The 20,496-nt window shown below is 42.0% G+C and carries 13 protein-coding genes; 1 reads left to right on the top strand and 12 read right to left on the bottom strand.

Annotated elements, in window-relative coordinates:
• Positions 1-501: 501 nt before the first annotated feature.
• From CLI64_RS27170 to CLI64_RS27205, 8 genes are all read right to left on the bottom strand, one after another.
• Positions 502-2,817 (bottom strand): CHAT domain-containing protein, encoded by a 2,316-nt coding sequence (locus tag CLI64_RS27170; RefSeq protein WP_103140124.1) that lies wholly within the window; start codon positions 2,815-2,817, stop codon positions 502-504.
• Positions 2,818-2,950: 133 nt separating this feature from the next.
• Positions 2,951-5,704, bottom strand: a complete 2,754-nt coding sequence (locus tag CLI64_RS27175; RefSeq protein ID WP_103140125.1) for a hypothetical protein — start codon at positions 5,702-5,704, stop codon at positions 2,951-2,953.
• A 110-nt stretch (positions 5,705-5,814) separates the two neighbouring features.
• Entirely contained in the window at positions 5,815-7,974 is a 2,160-nt protein-coding gene (locus CLI64_RS27180) for a hypothetical protein (protein ID WP_103140126.1), read from the bottom strand.
• Between the two features lie 312 nt (positions 7,975-8,286).
• Positions 8,287-9,543: a DUF4159 domain-containing protein gene (locus tag CLI64_RS27185; protein ID WP_103140127.1), complete on the bottom strand. Its 1,257-nt coding sequence runs from the start codon at positions 9,541-9,543 to the stop codon at positions 8,287-8,289.
• A gap of 117 nt (positions 9,544-9,660) precedes the next feature.
• Positions 9,661-10,719, bottom strand: coding sequence for a phage tail protein (locus CLI64_RS27190; protein WP_103140128.1), 1,059 nt, complete (start codon positions 10,717-10,719; stop codon positions 9,661-9,663).
• A 19-nt stretch (positions 10,720-10,738) separates the two neighbouring features.
• On the bottom strand, positions 10,739-12,946 hold the full coding sequence (locus CLI64_RS27195) for a putative baseplate assembly protein (protein WP_103140129.1): 2,208 nt from the start codon (positions 12,944-12,946) through the stop codon (positions 10,739-10,741).
• A gap of 111 nt (positions 12,947-13,057) precedes the next feature.
• The gene (locus CLI64_RS27200; protein ID WP_103140130.1) at positions 13,058-13,477 is read right to left on the bottom strand and encodes a GPW/gp25 family protein; all 420 of its coding nucleotides are present in this window, start codon (positions 13,475-13,477) and stop codon (positions 13,058-13,060) included.
• 203 nt (positions 13,478-13,680) lie between these two features.
• Positions 13,681-14,169, bottom strand: a complete 489-nt coding sequence (locus CLI64_RS27205) for a hypothetical protein (protein ID WP_103140131.1) — start codon at positions 14,167-14,169, stop codon at positions 13,681-13,683.
• 310 nt (positions 14,170-14,479) lie between these two features.
• On the opposite strand from CLI64_RS27205, the gene CLI64_RS27210 reads away from it, so the two are divergent.
• Entirely contained in the window at positions 14,480-15,745 is a 1,266-nt protein-coding gene (locus CLI64_RS27210) for a hypothetical protein (protein WP_103140132.1), read from the top strand.
• A gap of 130 nt (positions 15,746-15,875) precedes the next feature.
• Here the strand turns inward: CLI64_RS27210 and CLI64_RS27215 are convergent, their stop codons facing one another.
• The 4 genes from CLI64_RS27215 to pgl all read right to left on the bottom strand — a co-directional run bounded on the left by CLI64_RS27215 (position 15,876) and on the right by pgl (position 20,008).
• Positions 15,876-17,021, bottom strand: coding sequence for a SpoIID/LytB domain-containing protein (locus CLI64_RS27215; protein ID WP_103140903.1), 1,146 nt, complete (start codon positions 17,019-17,021; stop codon positions 15,876-15,878).
• 246 nt (positions 17,022-17,267) lie between these two features.
• On the bottom strand, positions 17,268-18,008 hold the full coding sequence (locus CLI64_RS27220) for a M50 family metallopeptidase (protein WP_103140133.1): 741 nt from the start codon (positions 18,006-18,008) through the stop codon (positions 17,268-17,270).
• Between the two features lie 97 nt (positions 18,009-18,105).
• Positions 18,106-19,062: an FHA domain-containing protein gene (locus CLI64_RS27225; RefSeq protein WP_103140134.1), complete on the bottom strand. Its 957-nt coding sequence runs from the start codon at positions 19,060-19,062 to the stop codon at positions 18,106-18,108.
• A gap of 223 nt (positions 19,063-19,285) precedes the next feature.
• A complete protein-coding gene (gene pgl / locus CLI64_RS27230) occupies positions 19,286-20,008 on the bottom strand; it encodes a 6-phosphogluconolactonase (protein ID WP_103140135.1) in 723 nt (240 codons plus the stop codon).
• Between the last annotated feature and the right edge of the window lie 488 nt (positions 20,009-20,496).

Raw genomic sequence — 20,496 nt, forward strand, 5'->3', positions numbered from 1 at the left:
TCTTCCACAAGTTGCGTAACTCCTGGTAGATATACGAATATGTAAATCTTTTCTGTCCATAAGTGTGTTCGTATTATGTACATACTTATGGTAATGTATAAATGGTTGTTGACCCGCCCACACGGCTCATAACAAACGGTCACAGTAGCAGTAATATGCTTACCAAGTCTAAGAGCGTGAGAAAAGGGGAAAGACCTCGGTCACTGGAACGCACAGGTTACGTCCTGCGGTAAAAAAAAGCCATACAGAGGTGTACATACAAAGTAATAAACCGCCTTGGGAAGCAGGGTGGCTGCGCGGGTTCTCCCTATGAGGAGATAAAGGTAGCAATACCAGAAACGCTGTGTAAGACTTAGACCAGATTTAGTTCTGGGTACTTAGCAATAAGTACGCCCAACAGAGCAACGGCGGATGAGACGCGAAACGTTGATGGTTGTTTTTTATAAGCGATACGCTTCAGCGTTCGTGCTGGGGTTTCGCAGGAAAGCAAGCCGGAGTGCTTCACCGTGCTTCTCCTATTAATGTAAATCCAGCCCAATCTTTAGGGTGAGGATGCTGTTTCTTAGTGGTTAACATCGCCTGGCGTAAGGCTTGGGCTTTATCAGGATTTTGTTTTAACTGTCGATAAAATTCCGTAGTGAAAACGTTTGTGGGTGTATCGGGTGCTGCCCATTGTGAAATAATCACACTGGGAACGCCAGCATTAATTAAGGCCAAAGATAAACCTAACATACCGTTCCCCATACTACCACTACCTTTTTCTCCCGCACTCAAGAAAACTAATCTAGCTTTTAGACGCGCGCCTTTTGGTTGGGTATAAAGATTGAGGATTTCACTAGCGGTGAGGAGTCCGTTATTGTCAGCAATACTGGCTAAGGCGATCGCGCCTGGGATGCCTTGTCTTTTGGTATCATCGATGACAGCGTAGGTTGCCAAATGAATGGTTTTGGCTTTAGGTAATAAAGGTAAAACATCTGCTTTGGTGGCTTTATTACCAACTAAAGCATTAGTTTTGAAGAAATCTGCAATTTCTAAGGCTTCTTGTTCGGCATTAACTAATTGTGGTAAAGACTGTTTTTCGATTTTGGGCATAGTGGGATTACCTACCACTACTACTTTACTACCGCCTGTATTGTTGCGTTTTTCTCTAGTTAATTTGAGTAGCTGAATTGATGGGATGGTAGTAATTGTGTGTTTATCAATTAAATATTTATCGTAAATATCGACTAAAGCCGGAAACGGGACAAATAATAATTCGTTTTGGGGAATAAAAATTACTTGTTCTGTAGGATTTGTTGGTAATAAATCTGCTATGGGTTTAATGAGGATTTGATTGAGTTGTAGTAATATATTTTTGTAATTAGCGGTGGAATTTTGAGGATTTTTGACACCCAAGGCTATAGGAGTTTGATGAATTAACTCGACAACCGAGTTAAACGGAATAATCTTCTTTTGTGATGCGATATCTACTTTGCGAAATGTGACTTTACCACTAGGCTGCATTACCCAGATATAAATTTCACTATCTTCGATTAAGGAATATCTAACAATGGTGGCTTTTTGTTGTTTAGCTATGGCTTGAATTTGAGTAATTGTTGGGATAATAATTTCTTTGGGTGCGGCTTTTAAACTACTACCTGCTGATTCTGTGGCTAAACGCATTCCCATCAAGTTTAAAATTTTCATGATGCTACTTTGTTCAGCAACTTTTAAAGCGTCTTCCGGCTGATTTTGAGTGACTAAAACCTGTTCTAGTAAATTATATGTATTTGTTTGTTCAGTCGAATAATCAATAGTATTATTTAAGTTTGAGCGTAAAGTCTCCCAGATTTTAATACTAGCTTCTAAGTTGGTTTGTGCCTCATTGATTTTACCTGACTTGAGTAAAACAAAGGCGAGATTATTTAAGGCTACGCCTTGAGTGTAAATATCTTTATTAGTTTTGGCATTATCTAATTGTTGCTGATATAATGCTAAGGCTTGGTCGTATTGTTTAGCAGATGTATAAACACGCCCCAATTGCTTAATTAATTCGGCTTGTTGGCTGGGGATTTTTGAGGTTTCTAGCTGTTGTTGATAGAGTGCGATCGCCTGCTCGAAACTACCTTGATTTTCGTAGGTTTTAGCGATTTGCTTTAAGGTAATATTAGTTAAGGCAATATCACTAGATTGGGTAGCAATGGCTAATACTTGTTGATAAAAATTAATCGCTGGCTGATATTGTTTTAACTCTCGATTGACTACTGCTAGATTTTGTAGGGAGTATATTTCTAACTGGCGATTTTTGGTATCTTGGGCAATGGCTAATTGTTGTGTATGGAAAGCAATTGCTGATTCATATTCTTTTAGTTTTTCATGTCCTACACCGACGTTACCTAAAAATGATGCTTCTCTGGGAGGATTGCCGATTTCTTTTCTTAAAGCGGCGGCTTTTTCTCGCAGTTCTTGTGCTAGTTTTTCATCCCCAGTATAAATATAAGCATTACTCAAATGTTCTAACACTTGTACAGTCCCAGGTTGATCACCTGTGTTCTGCATGAAATTTAAACTTTGTTGATATAAATTAATCGCTGTTTGGTATTTACCCAGGGTGAAATAAATTTCCCCTAAGCTTAAAAGTGTGTTGGCTTGTCCGGTGCGATCGCCTAATTCTTGATATAGTTTTAGTGACTCTTTTAAGGATACTAAGGCTGCTGTTAGTTGACCGTTATTGATTTGTCTATTTCCTAATCTTAGTAGTAAGTCAGCGCGGTATTGGTTGGCTGGTGTGGCGGTTAGGAGTATTGCAAGGAAGATGTTGGGAAGTTTTTTAAGCATATTTTTATCTCACGCAATACCAATTCGCAGTTCGCAATTCGCAATTCGCAATTCACTATTTTTTATGTTGTAAAGGGGAATTAAACCCATAAATTTTGTTAATTTCTTTCTTTTTTATTTTGCCTTTTGCCTTCTAATCAAATCCTGGAGGTAGTTCTAAGGGTGAGAGTTTTCCTGGTTGGGAGGGGGTGGGTGATGTGGGGAGGGGTGCGGATGATGGTGAACCAGGGGTATTACCTGGGGTGTTTGGTTGATTTTGTGCGGTTGGGGGTGGGGGAATAACGGGGGGTGTGGGTTGTGTGGTGGGGAGTTGGGGGAGTTGGGGTTGGTTGGGGTTCGGTGTTTGGATGGGTAGTGCAAAGGTTTCGATAGTAACTGAACGACTGATTTTTTCACCAGTGGGACTGGTAGCTTGGAGGATGATGGTTTCACTACCTGGTTGATTATTGATGGGGTAAACTATCGTTCCACTGCGGGGAATGTTACCAGGTGCGGGTAACAATTCTGTTGTCATTTCGCTGCTACCTTCTACTTTCCAACTGAAGTTAATTGCTTGTTTGGCTTGACTTTGGGTGTCAATAGGAATTTGATATTTGGGGAGGGGTTCACTACCGTTAATTTTGAATTCGACAATTTGACTGGGTAATGGTTGGACTTTAATTACATCTGTTTTTTGCGAGATGCTTGGTTTATCAGTGTCGGTTTTGGCAAATACTTGTAGTTCAAAAATATAGTTACCGATGGTACTGTTTTTGGTGGGGACGCTACGACAGGTTAATTGATTTTGTTCGTTGCGACAAAACGGTTGTAATGTGTCGGGAATTTCCCCTTGATTAAATTGATAAGTTTGCAATTCACTATTAACTACACCTTCCGGCGATCGCCCAATTATTTGGATTTGATTAATCTTATCTAAATCGCTAACTTTCCAATTTAATCGAATTGTATCGGCACTAATTTGTTTACCAGTTTTTAAGGTGGCTGGTACTTCTTGATAGGTAGGTTTAACGGCAGCAAATTCGAGAATTTTCGCCGGAGGAATAGGAATAATTTTAATAGTATTAGTCTTAATTGTGTCTACGGCTTCTTCAGGATTTTTGCTGCTAAATGCTTGCAATTCAAAAATATAATCTCCTGGTTTCCGCGCATCGGTGGGGATATTGGCACAAGTTAATGTGTTTTGTAACTGACAATATGATTGGAGTTCTGTGGGGATTTTTCCATTAAAGTTATAAACTACCGGTTGTACCGCTACTGAACCATCGGCAAAGACTCCAGTAATGGTCAATGTTTGCAATGTTTTAGGATAGCGAATTTGCCAGTTTAAACGAATATTGCCATTATTAGCTTGTTGATAGGAAGCATCGGAAGACTGAAAACGGACGATTTTTGGGGATGCGGGGGGTTTTAATAGCAACCATAGCAGAAAGGCGATCGCGGCGATACTGCCTAACACCGTTAGTATAAACAGTAATAATTGCCACCAAGGACGCGCTTCCCAAATCACTGTCCCAGGAAGGGAAGGGTTAGGTAAGGGAAATTGTTGTTGGTCTACTAATTCAATGCGAAAGTTAAGTAAGCGTCCTGCACCAAATATTGGTCGTGACCACCATCTTACAGGTGTGATTGTCACCTGGGAAATAGCTTTTTCTCCTGGTAATACCCGCAATACAGGGGGAGTGGTAACGTAAGTACAAATTTTATCTTCGTCTGCGGGGACTGGTGTACAGACAATTTCTCGGACGGTGTTACCTGCGTTGGTTAACCTAATTTCAAAGACTCCAGCTTTGCGGCGTACCCTTCCCACCACCGTCAACAGTTCTGCATTTAGCAAATAGGAAGGTAAAACCTGCACATACACCACATCTAACAGTACCAAATCAGGATTGTTAGCAGAGTATAAACGCAAAGTCGGATAGTAAATCCCCGCCGTTACCCCTAATGGGGGGTGGAATTGCAATAAAATTTGTCCAGTTTCCCCAGGGTTGAGATTCAAACCCATATTGGGAATAATTAACCCGGCTGTTTCCAAACCTTCGGGGTAGCGGATAGTGTACCAATTATCGCCGCAGTCAGAACAACTCAGACGAAACCTATCTACCCTATCAGAACGGTTGTGGACGTTGACGCTAAGTTGCAAGATACCGCCAGGGGGAATTGGTGCAGGCGATCGCGAACTACTCGCCGGGATAACATTAAAAGTAGGGTCACTAACTCTAACAACCGTTTCAATTGCTGGTAATACCTGGAGTTTCGCCGTGTGACGGATAGGCGTATCCTCTGGGTAATGTTCCGGTGCATCTACAACTATCACATAGTTATAGGTGCTAGGAATCGCCGTTATTGGGACATTAAATTCAAATAGCACCTCACCTATGGAATTAGGACTCAATGCCAACCTTTGATGAGGTGCATCACACCATTGAATCAACTGCGGCGATAAATCATCAATAAAAACATTAATTAATGCACTTTCTGCACCTTTATTAGTAACTGTAATATGAATTTCAAACCGAGAACCCGCCTGTACAGCATAATCTCCTGAAGGGTTGAAAATAATCGCTAAAGGACTACCCGGTGCTAAAACTTGTTGAATTGTTTCCTGTTGAATCCCCTGTTTTGGTGCAAGATATACACGATATTTCAGATCATCATCATGGGTAAGAACAGTTTGAATAAAATCTTGGTCAAGTAACTCGTCTAAGATATTAAGAGTTGCTTGCTGATTTAAATCTAAATGATAAGCCGCTTCAGCTAAAGTAGCACCATCAGGTTTATTCTTTAGCATCCACTGCACAAGTTTTCGTTGTTGAGTCGGCAGAGTTAATATATCCGCCATACTCAAGCCAAGCTTAGAATTTTTATTACGAGAATTTGTTAAAGTCATGATATTAAAAATTGGTCAATAGTCAATAGTCAATAGTCATTAGTCAATAGTCATTAGTCATTAGTATTTCTTCCCCAGTCCCCAGTCCCCAGTCCCCAGTTCCCAGTCCCCTAACTCTTACAATAATTATTATCTGGAGCGATTACATCTAACCTCACCCGATGATCGTCATTGCCGCTAATAATTAAAATGCGGTTTCTGACAATTTTTATATCAACACTATTAAACTTTTGAGAATTAGTACGCACTTCCCTACCATTTGGTAAAGCGCGTCTCCCATCTTTTGTGAGTGGCCATAACATCACCCGATTATCATCACCACCACTAACTAAATAACAACCATCTCTACTTAGTGCTACTGAACGTACAGGTTTACCTTTATGTCCATCACTCCATTGATCAATTAATTCACATTGGCTACTATTTTGACTGAGACATGACTCCATATTCCATAAAGTAATCTGTCCTCTCGTATCAGCAACTGCTAATGAATTTGGTTTGTATTCAGCACTAGCTAAACTCACAATATAGTCATTCTGACTACCTGGGTTAGTGTAGGAAATTTTTCTTAATTTATCTGCTTGAGAATTCCAAATTGCTAAATTGTTATATCTACCACCAATTACTAAGTCCTGTTTATCTTTTCCCACCAGTGCTAAACCATAAGCTGAAAAATTTACATTTCGCCTTTTCGTCGGTTCTTTGATAATTTCAGAATTACCTAACAGTGCGTCATTGACATCCCATTTTAAAATCCAGCCACTACCATGCGCGCTAAATAAGTAGTGAGAATCTTCGCTAAATTCTAAATTAAGGACTCTATCTGCTGGATTAAATAAGAAGGTTACTTTAGGCTCTTTTCTACCTCTTATCACATCCAAAAGTTGAATTTCCCCGTTCTCTAAACCTGCTGCAACTATATCATTATCTACAGGTTTATAACGGACAACTCGTACTGATTTACCTATATTATTAGCAATTTTGCCATCATGTTGATTAATCAAAGGATTCCGAAATCCAGCTACAGTCCATCTAATAATACTTTGATCTTGAGAACCACTCACAGCTTTATCTGCTGTACCATTAAACTGGACAAAATTCACAGGTTTATGATGTCCAAATAATGGATTATTCGGATTTAGCCAGGAAACTGCCCAAAGTAAACATAACAATAAAAGTGCTAAAATTAATTGCAGAACAGGATGTAAAACTGGATGAATAATCAACCGAATAAATAAATTTTCATTGTTAATATTAACACGCTGATCTGATACGATAGATTTAACTATAAAAGATAATTTTTTCGCTAATCCAAACCAATGTCTACGGTTACTGATGATAATTTGTAATTGCTGGGTTTCTCCTGGGTTTAATAGTAGACTTTCTGGTTGAATATTGAAAGTGCATTTGGGTTGATTTTCATGACCATCTCGAATCTCAATATGTGCAGTTTGTGTTAGATTGCTGATATTGTGAAATTCCAGGTTATAAGTTGCAGAATTATTTTTCCATTGTGGTAGCCAAAGCCTATCAACCGGAATTTGTTGCTTTTCTGGGATACAATGAAAATCGACGAATCCCCCAGGCACAACTTTAATTTTACCTTCAGAACTTAGGGAAGGTGTAGCATTAGGATGGGTAGCTTCAATTTGAAAAGTATATGTTTTACTAGGAACTTCTGTAGGAATTGGTAGTTGACAAGAAAAAGAAGTTTCTGCTTTCTCACCAGGAGAAACTGGTAATAATTTCGTCTCATTACCTAATAACCATGTCGGTTCTAATCCCATCATTCTTAGAGAGACTGTAGCAGGTATTTGACTAGGATTAAAAACACGAACTGGAATTTCAATTGACTCTTGTGGCTGGGTGGTAAACTCTCGAATAGGTAACTCGACTTGTACAGGTATAGCACCAATTCCGGCTTCGACATCTAAGCGTAAAATTTGCCTATCTTCTTCTCGTAATTCTACAGAAAATACCCGCACTATCAAGTTAATCTTACCGATAAAACCTACAATGGGTGTATCGGTGATCGTCACATAAAACTTGACAAGATCTCCTGGTGGGTTTTTGGCACTAACAGCAGGCTTAATATTGTACCAATTAGTGCCTAAATTTGAGTTGCTACCAGCAGCAGTAATTTCCAGTTGGAATGATGCAAATTGATTGCTGTCATTCACAACATTCACTTCAAATGATGCTGGTTGTCCACCTGGTTTAAAGGTAACTTTTTTAACGGAGATATTGGCGTTAATGAGTTTAATAGCCATATGGGGAGTGATGAGTGCTGAGTGATGATTTGGTATTTAGGGAATGGGGAATATAAGTAGAATAAAGTCAATTATTAAAGTTTTGTAGTGAGAACTTTAGTTCTCTCTCCGAGATGCTTGTCTGCGAAACACTCCGCGTAGCTTTCTACCACGTTCGTGGTAGCGTTGCGTAGCAAAGTGGGACGCGAACAGAAAAGGACTAAAGTCCTTACTACGAACTGAATTCCCGTATTTTTACATCGTTTAACATAGGTTGTTTTTTTCAATTGTTATATTTCAGGTATATTTTTCTAGTTTGAATTGTGAATTTATTTATTCTTCTAGTTTGTTGAAAACGTTTTGTAAAGCATTGGGTTTAGTGGGTGTAGATGGTGTATTAGATGGGGGAGAAATAAATTGTTTTTGTAATTGAGTCATTTGCTTTCTTGACCAAGCAAAATGTAAGATATTAATTCCTAATTCTTGAGCAGTGCGAATAGTTTCTCGCGGTAAAGTAAGTTTTTCATCTATTCCCCAAGCCTCTGATAAATCACCTATGACTAAAACGATGCCACCTGCAATTAAGATTTGAATAGGCTTTTGATTAATTACTGGTAAAGCCGCGAATAAAAACGGGTTTGTCCGCATGGGATGATTGCGGTCTAGTTTACGTAAATCTTCCAAAGGCGTATTAAATTTGTCGGCAATATCAACTACACTGTCTAATCTGTCTATAGCATCAGTTGGTGATTCAACTAACAACACGCCGCCAGCATCTAAATAGCTTTTGAGATTAGTTAATTCTTGGGTATCTAAAGATAGTGGTTGATTACCCGTGGTAAATAACAAATCATAAAATACTGCCTGATCAATATGTTGTAGATGCAATGGTATGCGATCAACACTTCCAGATCCTTGGATAGTTTGGGTGAGATGTTCACTAGCTTTGAGTAAATAACAGAGATTAGCAAAATGATCACTAACTTCTGGTGTATTCGGTTGTAAATAAGCTACCCGCACAACAGCACTATGACGCGATCGCGCTATGGGACGATAACGCAAATCTAAACTATTCAAATCTGGGTAAAATACATCTTGGGGATTTTTTAAAGGGATTAATCCTGGCTGCAACACAATCCGACACAATTCCACCTCTAAAGCATTAGGTGGCGTAGTTTTTTCTTCAATCCGAAAAGATTCAGGTTCAAATTCAGCGACTTTTTGACGTTGTAAATCATCGGGATCTACATAACTCACCACCAGATAAATCAGACGAGGTTTATCTTCTGTAATATCAGCCGAAACGTGAAAATCGATGGCTTGAGGGACAATAATCGGATTACCGTGAATATCAATTGCTAATCCTGGTTGAATTTGCAACCATCGACCATCGTTATATTGTGAAGAAATCCCTTGTGGGACAGGAATCAGACACACACCCAAACCATAGACAATTCCCGGCTGATTAAGAGACTGATAGTGAATATTTTGCCTTTGACGGTGATAATTGTGCGATCGCTGCCATTTTTCCGCATTGATCAATAAACCATCTTGTACCTGTAATCGTTCTAGCGGTTTGAGTTCTTCCATAGGTGGGGACTGGGGAGGTAGAGGGCAGGGGGCAGGGGGCAGGGGGCAGGGGAGATAAGGTAGACAAGGTAAAATCTTTTACCTAATGACTAATAACTAATGACTAATGACTAATGACTATTGACTATTGACTATTGACTGTTCTACGCACAACTCATAAGTACAAAAAGCTGGTTTTTCTTGTTCGATGATGTGACGAACTAATTGTTCGTCGATTTGGTTGGGACGTTGGGGACGAAGACGGACGATAAAGTGATAAGGACGACCACCGCCAATCATTGCATCTTGACCAATGCGAGTGTTACCTAATACAAAACCTTCACCGCGAATTTCCTCAATACAAATATGTTTATCAGTTTCTGAAACCAGATGATCATCTAAAGGTAAATCTGTATAAAGATGTAAATAAAGTCTCAAACCCCGCTTTGTTCCACGCCAACGATATAGTTCTACAGCCGAACGAATTAAAAAGCGTTGTCTTGCTAAACTCCAGCGTTGGTCAATTGGCCAGGCTACCCAATGCGCCAAAAAAGGTAATAAAGCCTGGGGTGCTGTCATCGGGTCTAAGTATGACCAAAGCACATCCAAGGTTTGCACTGTGGGTTCAAAAGCCTGCTCAAAAATTTTCAAGAAGCGACCAATAAAGTCTACTTCTCGATAAAGTGCAGGTATAAATTTTAGGTATAAACTCCGAGGACGTACATACAAATTTAACGCCCCAGTTTCCACAAATTGTCTATTAGTACCTTGTTCTGTATAGTAAACATGAATACGGCAGTGAAAATCTAACATCAAAGGATGATTAGGTGTAATCGCCGCTTGTTTTTCAAAAAAATCCTCTGGAACGTTGAAACAAAGCACCACACTCATCTGTGCTTTCGGATCAAAGACGAAAGGCCCTTGTTTATCGGGTTCTGTGTGAATAGAACACCATTCACTAGGAAAATTCCCTTCAATTTGTACCCTTAAATTGAGACTGCGATCGCCTAAATTTTCCAACTGCAACAATATTTCACTAGGTTCTCTAGGATAAACAACGACATCACAACCTGAAAGGTTGGTATTCGTCGCTAAATTAAACGGTACTAAAGAAGTATTTTGAGATGCTGCTGCTGTTGACGGTTGCAGCGCATCTGGTTGTTGCATGGGAGTTAACTGTAAACTTAAAGACACCATTTCCTTTTGCCTTCTACTGTTATTGAATTAAATTCACTACATGACCAGAACGCAAAGCAGTATTTTGCCAAGAACAAATTAATCCTAGATTTCCAGGATCAATTACGGGGTTTTGGGGTTGCGATCGCTCCCAATGATCCCTGATGTAGCGGATTTCAAATAGTTGTACGACTCCCAAATAACGCACAGCCGGGAATTTCTGGAATAGAGTCACAATATCGGAAGGATATACCGGACGACCAAACGGCCAACCTTGACCATCATGTCCGCCTGTAATGGGGTTGAGGAAGCGATAAAGGGCGATGCGTAATTTTCCTAAAATTTCTTGTTGGGCTGAGGGATGATTGTATTCTGGCTCTAAGGCGACTTCCGTTTGCACTGCAACACCCACATATTCTGGTGCTTGTAGTTTGACTTGCACACCTAATAATCGCCGTTCATCTAAATAAGCTAATATCTGATTGCGGAGTTGGGGAGTCAGATTAAATAATTCTGGTTCAATCCCTTCCGCACGGTTAATTGCGTCAGTATTCGCCGCCGGTACAACCAATAACCGGACTGTCCCCGCTTCTTTCGTCGCATTGGGTGGTAAACAACGCACCCGCGCCACTGCACCCGCACCAGCTTGCAGCGTCAAAACTTCAAAATCTTCAGGAGTAACAGCGCGATCGCGTGTTCGCAGCATCGCCGGCACACGAATCACCGCATCTTCCAAAGATTCCGCATCTGCACCATTCCGCGCCGGTGCATGATTAGTCACACGGGCTACATAAGGTACAGCCGTCTTAGCGACAGTAATTGTCCCCCGTTGCACATTTCCCTTACGTCCTCCCCCCGTGCGATAAGCCACCATCCGAATCACCGCACCCCGTGGCGGTACAGCCCCATATTGTCGTTCTAATTCTTGTGTATTGGGTAATAGAGAAGGGGAATTAATTGTCCCCATTCCCCATTCTCCATTCCCTAATACCCGCCTCCATTCCGTCTGCTGCTGAATTTGGGCTGGTTCACGAATTAAAGGGCCAAACTGTACTAAACCTGTGCGGGAATCAATGGTGTAGTGTCTATCCTGAGAACTAGAATTAGCAAAATCGCTGACCTCATACCATATCTGCGAAGATAAACTGCCTGGAGGTAATATTTCTATATGTTCACCTTCCCGACGATTTAACACCGGAAATTGCTGTAATTGAAACGTTTGTCCCGGTGTACCGTCACTTTCCCCTAGAATTTCATCATAAATCAACTCACTTTGACTAGCTCCCACAGTCCCACCAATGGCGCGCGCCGATAAACCCACAATGCGGGGAGATGAACTAAACCCCGGCTGATTGGCTTGAGGAGTCGTGTAAACGCAACGCAACCAACGCCCTTGGAAAGCAGTAAAAGTAGTTACAGGCCAAGATTGGGGTAAATGTAACACCACATCTGCACCTTGCAGGGGATTAGCACCTTGAGCCGCCAACTCACTAAAACTAAAACCCTTGGTACTATCATCAGATTCTTGGAGTAAAACTGATACCCACTCAATCCCGTTCCAAGCTTCCCAACGTCGTGGCGGTGCATCAGGATTAATCCCTGTACTAGTGGCGGCTTCTCCCTTAAATTGCAGTGCTAAAACATTCCCCTCACACTGACAACTACCATCAATCACGATATAAAAACTATTACCAGGCTGGGGTTGTTCATCAAAAAAAGCCAATTCCCTACCGTACCAGTTTTCATCAGGAGTTTGCGCCCAAATATTAGTAAAGCGATCGCGTAAAATCGAGGGTATAGTTTCCGTCGTCTGGGCAGAGAGAAAATGGCGAATTAAAGGTTTATCAATAATTAAAGACCGATCTGTAGTGAAAGCGATCGCCTCCTCAGTTTCCGTGCGAACCGTCGCCACCTCCACACCAGCCGGAATTGTATACCTATTAGGTAAAGCCGCACTCAAATAAAAAGTAATATCTGCCATAGCAGGAGCAGGTGCTTGCAACCGTACCCCCAGCAACTCTAAAAAAGTAATATAATTGCGCTTCGGTACTTCGTTGAAGCGCAACAGCATTTGGTCAGTCAACCAAGCAAATAACTCAATCAGCGTGATTCCTGGATCACTAGGGTTATAGTTAGTCCACTCTGGACAATAGCGAGGAATCCTTAAAACACACTCATCAACCAAATCTTTAAACGTGCGATCGTCCAGATTTGACTTAGGTAACTTCGGTAAAAAATCAAATTCCACGATAATATAACCTGGTTTTAAAAGGGACTGGGGATTGGGGAGGTAGAGGGCAGGGGGGCAGGGGGCAGGGGAGATAAGGAAGAAGAAGTGTTAATAACTAATGACTAATGACTATTGACTATTAACCCCATTCAGATAGAAAGGAAAAACTAAACTACGAGCATCATGAGTATCTTTTGGATGATACTGAATATGAATATTGACCCGACCCCGTAAAGGATCAGGTTCAGTAAAAACACCATCTAAAACAATGCGCGGTTCCCACATTTCCAACGCTTCTTGGACGTGCAGGCGCAGCAGTAATAAAGTTTGAGTATTCATCGGTGCAAAGGTCAACTCAGACAACCGTGAACCAAAATTAGGTCGATAAACCCTCTCACCCAAATCAGTACGCAGAATGAGCATAATCGACTCTTCAATGTTGCGTTCCTTGGCACTGAGTTGCAAACCCCCTTGGACATTAACCCTAAGTGGAAAAGACCAACCCGCACCCAAATGACTACGATGTTGATTTTGATTGACTTCTGGCATGGTGTGTCAATGCTGACAAGCGTGTTTACGCTAAATTTACGCTCATCTGTCTCACCAAAACTATTCGCCAAAAGTCGAGCATTGAATTAGGGACTGGGGAATAGAAGAGGAATTGGTGCAGGGTGCAGGGGGCATGGGGGAGAAAAATTTCCCCTTTTCTCCCTGCACCCTGCCCCCCTGCCTTCTTTTTGTCCCCAGTCCCCTCAATGAGACGTTTCACCAGGTGACTCTAAAGCCTGATCTAAAACCTGTCTAGCGTGTTCTGCTTTATTGCGTGCTTCTTGATACCGTAAATTGGCTTGAGCAAAATTCTTGAGAACCTTAAAACCTTCCTTGAGCCGGGTAATCTCTTCTTCCGTCACCGACTCATCAGAAAACAGCACATCAACAGCTTTACGAATTTCCAACGCTTCAGCACGAGATTCCTGAACTTTCAGCTTCAGTGTAGCCAGATTACTGAGAACCTGTACAGCTTGAGTAATCGCATCTTCACCGCTACTAGACTCAGCCGTCGGCTCTTTTACTTCTATTAATTGTTGTGGGCCAAATCCTTCCTCTAATTCTGTAGGCAACTTGCCAGCGTTCATCAGTTCCAGTAACTGATCCATTGCTTTATCACGAGCTTTAGCTGAATCTTTACCTGCAACAGTGAGGATAATTTCTGGGCTTTGGGCGAGAGTGTACTGAACCATATTCCCAACAGAAAATTTACTGATGAACTAAGCCTAAGAGATGAATCTTACCATAAGACGGGTCAATAGTTATTAGTCAATAGTCAATAGTCAATAGTCATTAGTCATTAGTCATTAGAGAACAGGGGACAGTTTTTCTCCTCTCCTACCTTGTCTACCTTGTCTCCTCTTCCCAGTACCCAGTCCCCAATCCCCCATGCCCAAACTTTATACTAGAAGAAAGGTAAATCAGGTTTAAGTTCAAGCCCCGAATTTATTTTATGGGGTAATTAATTTTGAATTTTGAATTTTGAATTTGGAGCGAAGCGACGTGACTCCTAATCCCAATGTTATGCAGGCTGTGGAAAAACTGGGCTACCGTGTCACTGTTGGTGATGTGGCTACTCAGGCTGGATTGAATTTAGCAGAAGCAAATCAAGGTTTATTAGCTTTAGCTACCGATGCAGGTGGACATTTGCAGGTAGCAGAAACTGGTGATATTGTTTACTTATTTCCCCGTAATTTTCGCGATATTTTACGCAATAAATATTTTCAGTTACGCTTGCAGGAATGGTGGCAGAAAGTATGGAAAGTCATATTTTACTTAATTAGAATTTCCTTTGGGGCTTTTCTCATTGCTTCTATTGCTTTAATTACTATCACAATTATTTTAATCATTACTGCTATGAATTCCAGTAATGATAATGACAACCGTAACAATAACTCTAGTGGTAGTTGGGGATTTTTCTATATTCCTGATTTGTTCTGGTATTTTAATCCTAGTTATGAAACTTATCCTGAACAAAGACGGCGTAATAGGCAACAAAAAGGCCAAATGAATTTTTTCGAGGCTGTATTCTCCTTTTTGTTTGGTGATGGTAATCCCAATGCGCGTTTAGAAGAACGCCGTTGGCAAGAAATAGCCGCAGTGATTCGCAGTAATCAAGGAGCCGTCACAGCAGAACAAATTTCCCCTTATTTAGATAATTTGGGTGCCAGTTATCAACAGGAATATGAGGATTATATGTTGCCTGTGCTGTTAAAATTTAATGGGCAACCAAAAGTCAGTCCTGAAGGACAAATTGTCTATTATTTCCCAGAATTACAGGTAAAAGCCAGTAATCAACGACAAGAATTTATCTCACCTTATTTAGAAGAATTGCCTTGGCGATTTAGTGCAGCCGATTCTGGACAAATTACGCTCAGTGGTGGTTTAGGTGTAGTTAATCTGGTGGGTGCGTTGATATTAGGTAGTTTGTTAAGAGATGGTACAGTGGCGGCTCAGGTAGGTGGACTGGTTGCTTTTGTCCAAGGTATTTACTGGATTTTATTAGTGTATGGGATTGGTTTTTTAGCTATACCTTTGATTCGTTATTTTTGGCTACAAGGACGCAATCGCAAAATTGCCAGTCGTAACAGCGATCGCATCGCTAGAGCCAGAATATTAGAAGCTCCCAACACCGATTTACAGCAAAAAATCGCCTACGCTCGTCAATTTGCCACCGAAACAGTCATTACTAATGAAAATTTAGTCTACACCAGCGAAACTGACTTATTAGAACAAGAAGTGCAGAGGAGATTGGGGACTGGGGAGTAGGGACTAGGGATTGGGGATTGGGGAGACAAAAAGAAGACAGGGGGGCAGGGGGCAGGGAGAAAGAGGGAAATTTTTCTCCCGCTTGCCCCCTGCACCCTGCACCAATTCCTCTTCAATGCCCAATGCCCCATTACTTCGCTTTAATCGGTGTGAGGGAAACGCCGCGATAATAATGTCCTAATATTTGCAGGTGGTTAGCACCACGTAAGGCTAAATTATAGGCTCCCCATTGGCTCATACCTAAACCGTGACCAAAACCTAAGCCTTGGAGTACAAAACTACCATCTGCTGCTTTGTTGACGTTGAAGCGAGTGCTTCTGAGTCTGAGGGCTGTACGGACTTCTTCGCCGCGCAGTACCTTTGTACCTCTATCTCCGACGATTTTTAGAGCTTTGACGCTCCTATAGGGTGACAACTCTTCGGGAATTATCTGCTGGACATTACCAACCCCAGAAATTCTGGAGCTAATTTCCGCAGGTGAAAATGTTTGTTGCCAGTTGCATTCTTTAATATTTTGATCGTAGTCTTCCACTGCCCGCAGATAAGGCAGAGGATTTCCCCAAACATCTTCTACGTTTTCGGTGTGTCCTCCCGAACAGGCGTGAAATACTGAGAGAATCAGATTATTTTTATAAGTTAAGACTTGTCCAGCTGTGCCATCAACTGCGCTATAGGTGGCAGGAGATTCGCTGCTTACGCCTTTATATATTTGCCAGCGATCAGGACTATCTCCTAAATCATAAACGGGGTTTTTACGCTGTTGTTCTCGTTTGTAGAGGGCGTAAGTACGAGCTGCGATCGCTTGGGCTTTGAGGGCTTCTTGTGGCCAGCTAGAACTCATTTCCCCGCCAATCACACTGTAAAGATATTCTTCTAAATCCACCCAGTTAACAACATCTATGCCTTTTTCGGTGGGGACAACTAAAGTTCTACCGCGATACCAGCGATCGCCAATATAGACAAATCCTTTCCCTGATGGTTCAATCCAAAATAAACCAGATTGCCATTTATCTAACGCCACACCTCCAGGTATAGCTTGTGCGTAAAAGGCACTCATTGCAGGCAATTGTCCCAAAGTCCGCCCACTACTATCTTTAACAATCGCCGTTGTGGAACTGCCAACCTTGGTTTGATTGACTCCCCTCTCAATCGCTACGCGCAAAATTACAGAAGCTTGAGCTGGTGCGACTAAAGCCATCCACAATAAAACACCTAACCACCAATGACGTATTTTAAGCTGGGATAACAAAGAGCCGAAAAACAGTTGAAATTTCATGTTGATTATTTGATCACAAGAGTCTGTATGTAGCTCTGGACTAATGATGTCCATAACTCAAGGTAAGACAATTTTCCCAAGTTAGAGGTTGCCTACTTCTACATAATTATGCAACGGCTTTTGATAAGTGGCATATTTGGGCATTGGGCATGGAAGAGGAATTGGTGCAGGGGGCAGGGGGCAAGGAGGAAAAAATTTCCCCATTTCTCCCTGCTCCCCTGCCCCCCAGCCTCCTTTCCCCAGTCCCTATTTTGCATACGTAATGCGGAGACTTTGGAACAGAATGATAACCGAGGCGATCGCCATTAATCCACCCCAGAACCAATAAGGTAATAACAAATATTTTTGCATTTGGGCTGTGTCAGACAATCCCAAAGGGCCAGCATTTTGACTAAATAAATAATTTAATTGGTGATATGTACTTACACAGGCTTGTACGCCTAAAAATTGGATAGCAAAACCTTGCACCCATTGGGAAGTTTTGAGGCCAATGCCTAAAATCATTAAGCCTAGTAAGGGAATTGCCACAAATCCAAACCAGGAACGTACCCAAATTAATGTAGAAACTAGTAAAAAACCTCCCAGAATTTTCAAACTCAAGGAGGTAACTTTAAAACTACGCGAAGCTAATATTAAACCTGCTCCAGCTAGTGGTGGCCCCATCGGCCCGGCGGCGGCGACTAAGAACGGCCCAATCGGCCCTAATGATGACCTCAAAGCATAAGTCGCTACACCAGAACCATTACTGAAAATCTGGAGTTTTTGAAACTGACCACCCAACAATAAGGCCATTAGACCGTGACCCATTTCGTGAAACCACGTAGCTAATATAGTAAAGGGGTATAAAATATAATCTCCGCCGGGGATTTGCCAAAGAATGGCTGTAGCGATCGCTGCCCCTACTAACCAACTCAACCCCATTCGTTCCACAACTGGCGGAGCTTCATCGGTAAATAATTTATCAAAATTTCTCCCTGGTTCGCTCATATTAATTTTGAATCGGTAACTATTAATATTTTGGACGAATATAAGGTTATAGGGGTTTCAGGGCTATATTTTCACCCCTACACCCCTATACCCTTCATTAAACGAGTTTAAACAGGAATGTTACCAAATCGCCTTTGCCCAGACTGATGCGATCGCCTGGTCTGAGGCGGTGTCTATTCCCTGGTAGCAAGGGTAAGTTATTAATGTAAGTACCGTTAGAACTACCGACATCTTCTATATAGTGAGCGTCTCCCTCGACTCGAATATCTGCATGAACACGGGAGACGATTTCAGAATTAGAAAATCCTGAAACATCTATATCTGGGGGAATCCGGTCATTGGGTTTACCAATATGAATCACAGATAGACTAGGTGGTAATTCAATTTCTCTATCACTTTGAACATGAACTAATCTAGCTGTGATTTGCTGTAATTGGGTTCTGGCAGGAGAAGGAGGAGCAACTACAGGTTGTGGTGCTGGTGTAACTGGAGGTGGAGTAACAACAGGTGGTGGTGCTGGTGTTTCTAAGGCTGGTGGTGGTGCTGCTGCTTCAGGGGGTGCAGTAGGAACGGGTATTTCTGGGACTTCTAGGACTTCTGGGATTTCTGGGATTTCTGGGACTACAACTGGTGCTGGTGGTGGTGTGACTTCCGCCTGTACTGGGGGAGGGGTAACAGGAGGTGCTACTGGTGGTGGAGTCACAGGCGCAGCCATTTCTGTCGGTGGTAGAGGTGAAACCACTGGAGGACTTTGATTTGCTACTGGGTCAAGTCCTAAAGCATTTGGTTGTAGTAATTCTAACATGGGGTCAGGATTGACCAAGGGAGGAATTTCTACAGGAACATCAGGTACAGCTGTCGCCACAACTGTTGCAGGCGCAGGTGCAGCTGCTGAATGCAGGTTAAAACCACATTGTCCGCAAAAAGCAGCATCCGACTGTACTGTTGCACCACAATTAGGACAGTTGTTAGTAGCTGGCAACGGCGTATAACAAGCTTCACATTGTACCGCGCCGTCTGGATTTGAGTGATTACAATTAGGGCAGACGATCATTGATTTAAGCCTTTGTTCACGAGCATCTTAAAATTGGGGGTTGGGGGTTGGGGGTTGGGGACTGGGTATGGGGCATTGGGTATTTGGCATTGGGCATTGGTAAAAAAGTCTCTTTTTCCTTTTACTCTTTTACCCTTACACCCTTACACCCTTACACCCTCATACCCTTGTTTTTCACAGCAATTCTAGCTTTCGATTTTAACAACTACTTGTGATACAACAATTAAGCTGATATTTCCGCACCTGCGGCGGCATCAAGTAGCCAGACAAGTTCCCCTTGGGGTTGAATTAAGCGGGATGGGTAGGTGGAGTCATCGGCTTGGGGAGCAAATACTTGAGCAAGAGCCGGTCTTTTATTTGCTCCAGCTACTACGAAGATGACGCTTCTCGCCGCGTTAATGAACGGATATGTAAAGGTAATGCGGGGGTTGCCGTCTTTGTTGCCCACTGTAATTAAGCGATCGCGCACTGTTAAAGCGGCTGTGTGGGGAAACAAAGAAGCCGTGTGAGCATCATCACCCATACCGAGTAATACCACATCTAAGGACGGAAATTCTCCTGGTACAGAGCCAAAGAACGCCTGTAGGTGTTGTTCGTATTTAGTGGCAGATAGCTCTGGATTATTATCCAAGGTGGGTACAGCATGAATATTGGCGGCAGGAATATCAACCCGATCTAGCCAGGCACGACGCGCCATTAATTCATTACTATCGGGGTGATCTGGGGGAACATAGCGTTCATCTCCCCAAAACACATGGATTTTGTCCCAAGGTAATTTTTGTTGGGCGATCGCTTCATACAACGGCTTCGGTGTGCTGCCGCCAGATAAGGCGATTGTAAATCGTCCTTGCTGTTTGATGGCAGTATCTAACTTCGTCAGGATCAAATCTAGCGATCGCGCAATCAACGCTGACTGATCCGGCAGGACTTCAATCTTTTTGTTCATGGCTTCATCATCACATTGCCGTCTTCCAGCAATACAATACCGAACTTATGACAACTCACCTTTTTAACTTTTGAAACTTTTAACATCAGCAAGTAAGCAGTCATAAGTCAACACACTCCATGCTTATCATTTTCTGGGGTAAGTTGTCAGTAGTCGTGGGTACGGAAAGGGAGGCAGGGGGGCAAGAGGCAGGGGGGCAGGGGGCAGGGTGCAGGGGGAAGATCAAAAATGTAGGTTTTTTACCAAGTGGTGAGTAATGACTATCAGACTAACGATAAAGTCATCTTTTCACTAACCCCCAAACCTCTACACCCCTACACCCCTACACCCGAAAAAAAAAGGAGCTGCTTGCCCCTTGTGCCTACTAGGTATACTTAATAAATTTCTAGTTTGAGTTTGTCAGATGGGCGATCGCCACCCATCTGAACTAAAGCTAAAGATGCTTGCTATCGAGACAATGAATGGAAAACGCCATAAAGAACTGACAA

This window comes from Nostoc sp. CENA543 (genome assembly GCF_002896875.1).
Classification (GTDB): domain Bacteria; phylum Cyanobacteriota; class Cyanobacteriia; order Cyanobacteriales; family Nostocaceae; genus Trichormus.

What these genes read in the sequence shown, in the direction of transcription:
- CLI64_RS27185 (WP_103140127.1), bottom strand. Translation starts at nt 9,543, where the DNA reads ATGGAAGAACTCAAACCGCTAGAACGATTACAGGTACAAGATGGTTTA.
- CLI64_RS27175 (WP_103140125.1), bottom strand. Translation starts at nt 5,704, where the DNA reads ATGACTTTAACAAATTCTCGTAATAAAAATTCTAAGCTTGGCTTGAGT.
- CLI64_RS27190 (WP_103140128.1), bottom strand. Translation starts at nt 10,719, where the DNA reads ATGGTGTCTTTAAGTTTACAGTTAACTCCCATGCAACAACCAGATGCG.
- CLI64_RS27225 (WP_103140134.1), bottom strand. Translation starts at nt 19,062, where the DNA reads ATGATCGTCTGCCCTAATTGTAATCACTCAAATCCAGACGGCGCGGTA.
- CLI64_RS27200 (WP_103140130.1), bottom strand. Translation starts at nt 13,477, where the DNA reads ATGCCAGAAGTCAATCAAAATCAACATCGTAGTCATTTGGGTGCGGGT.
- CLI64_RS27220 (WP_103140133.1), bottom strand. Translation starts at nt 18,008, where the DNA reads ATGAGCGAACCAGGGAGAAATTTTGATAAATTATTTACCGATGAAGCT.
- CLI64_RS27180 (WP_103140126.1), bottom strand. Translation starts at nt 7,974, where the DNA reads ATGGCTATTAAACTCATTAACGCCAATATCTCCGTTAAAAAAGTTACC.
- pgl (WP_103140135.1), bottom strand. Translation starts at nt 20,008, where the DNA reads ATGAACAAAAAGATTGAAGTCCTGCCGGATCAGTCAGCGTTGATTGCG.
- CLI64_RS27205 (WP_103140131.1), bottom strand. Translation starts at nt 14,169, where the DNA reads ATGGTTCAGTACACTCTCGCCCAAAGCCCAGAAATTATCCTCACTGTT.
- CLI64_RS27215 (WP_103140903.1), bottom strand. Translation starts at nt 17,021, where the DNA reads ATGAAATTTCAACTGTTTTTCGGCTCTTTGTTATCCCAGCTTAAAATA.
- CLI64_RS27170 (WP_103140124.1), bottom strand. Translation starts at nt 2,817, where the DNA reads ATGCTTAAAAAACTTCCCAACATCTTCCTTGCAATACTCCTAACCGCC.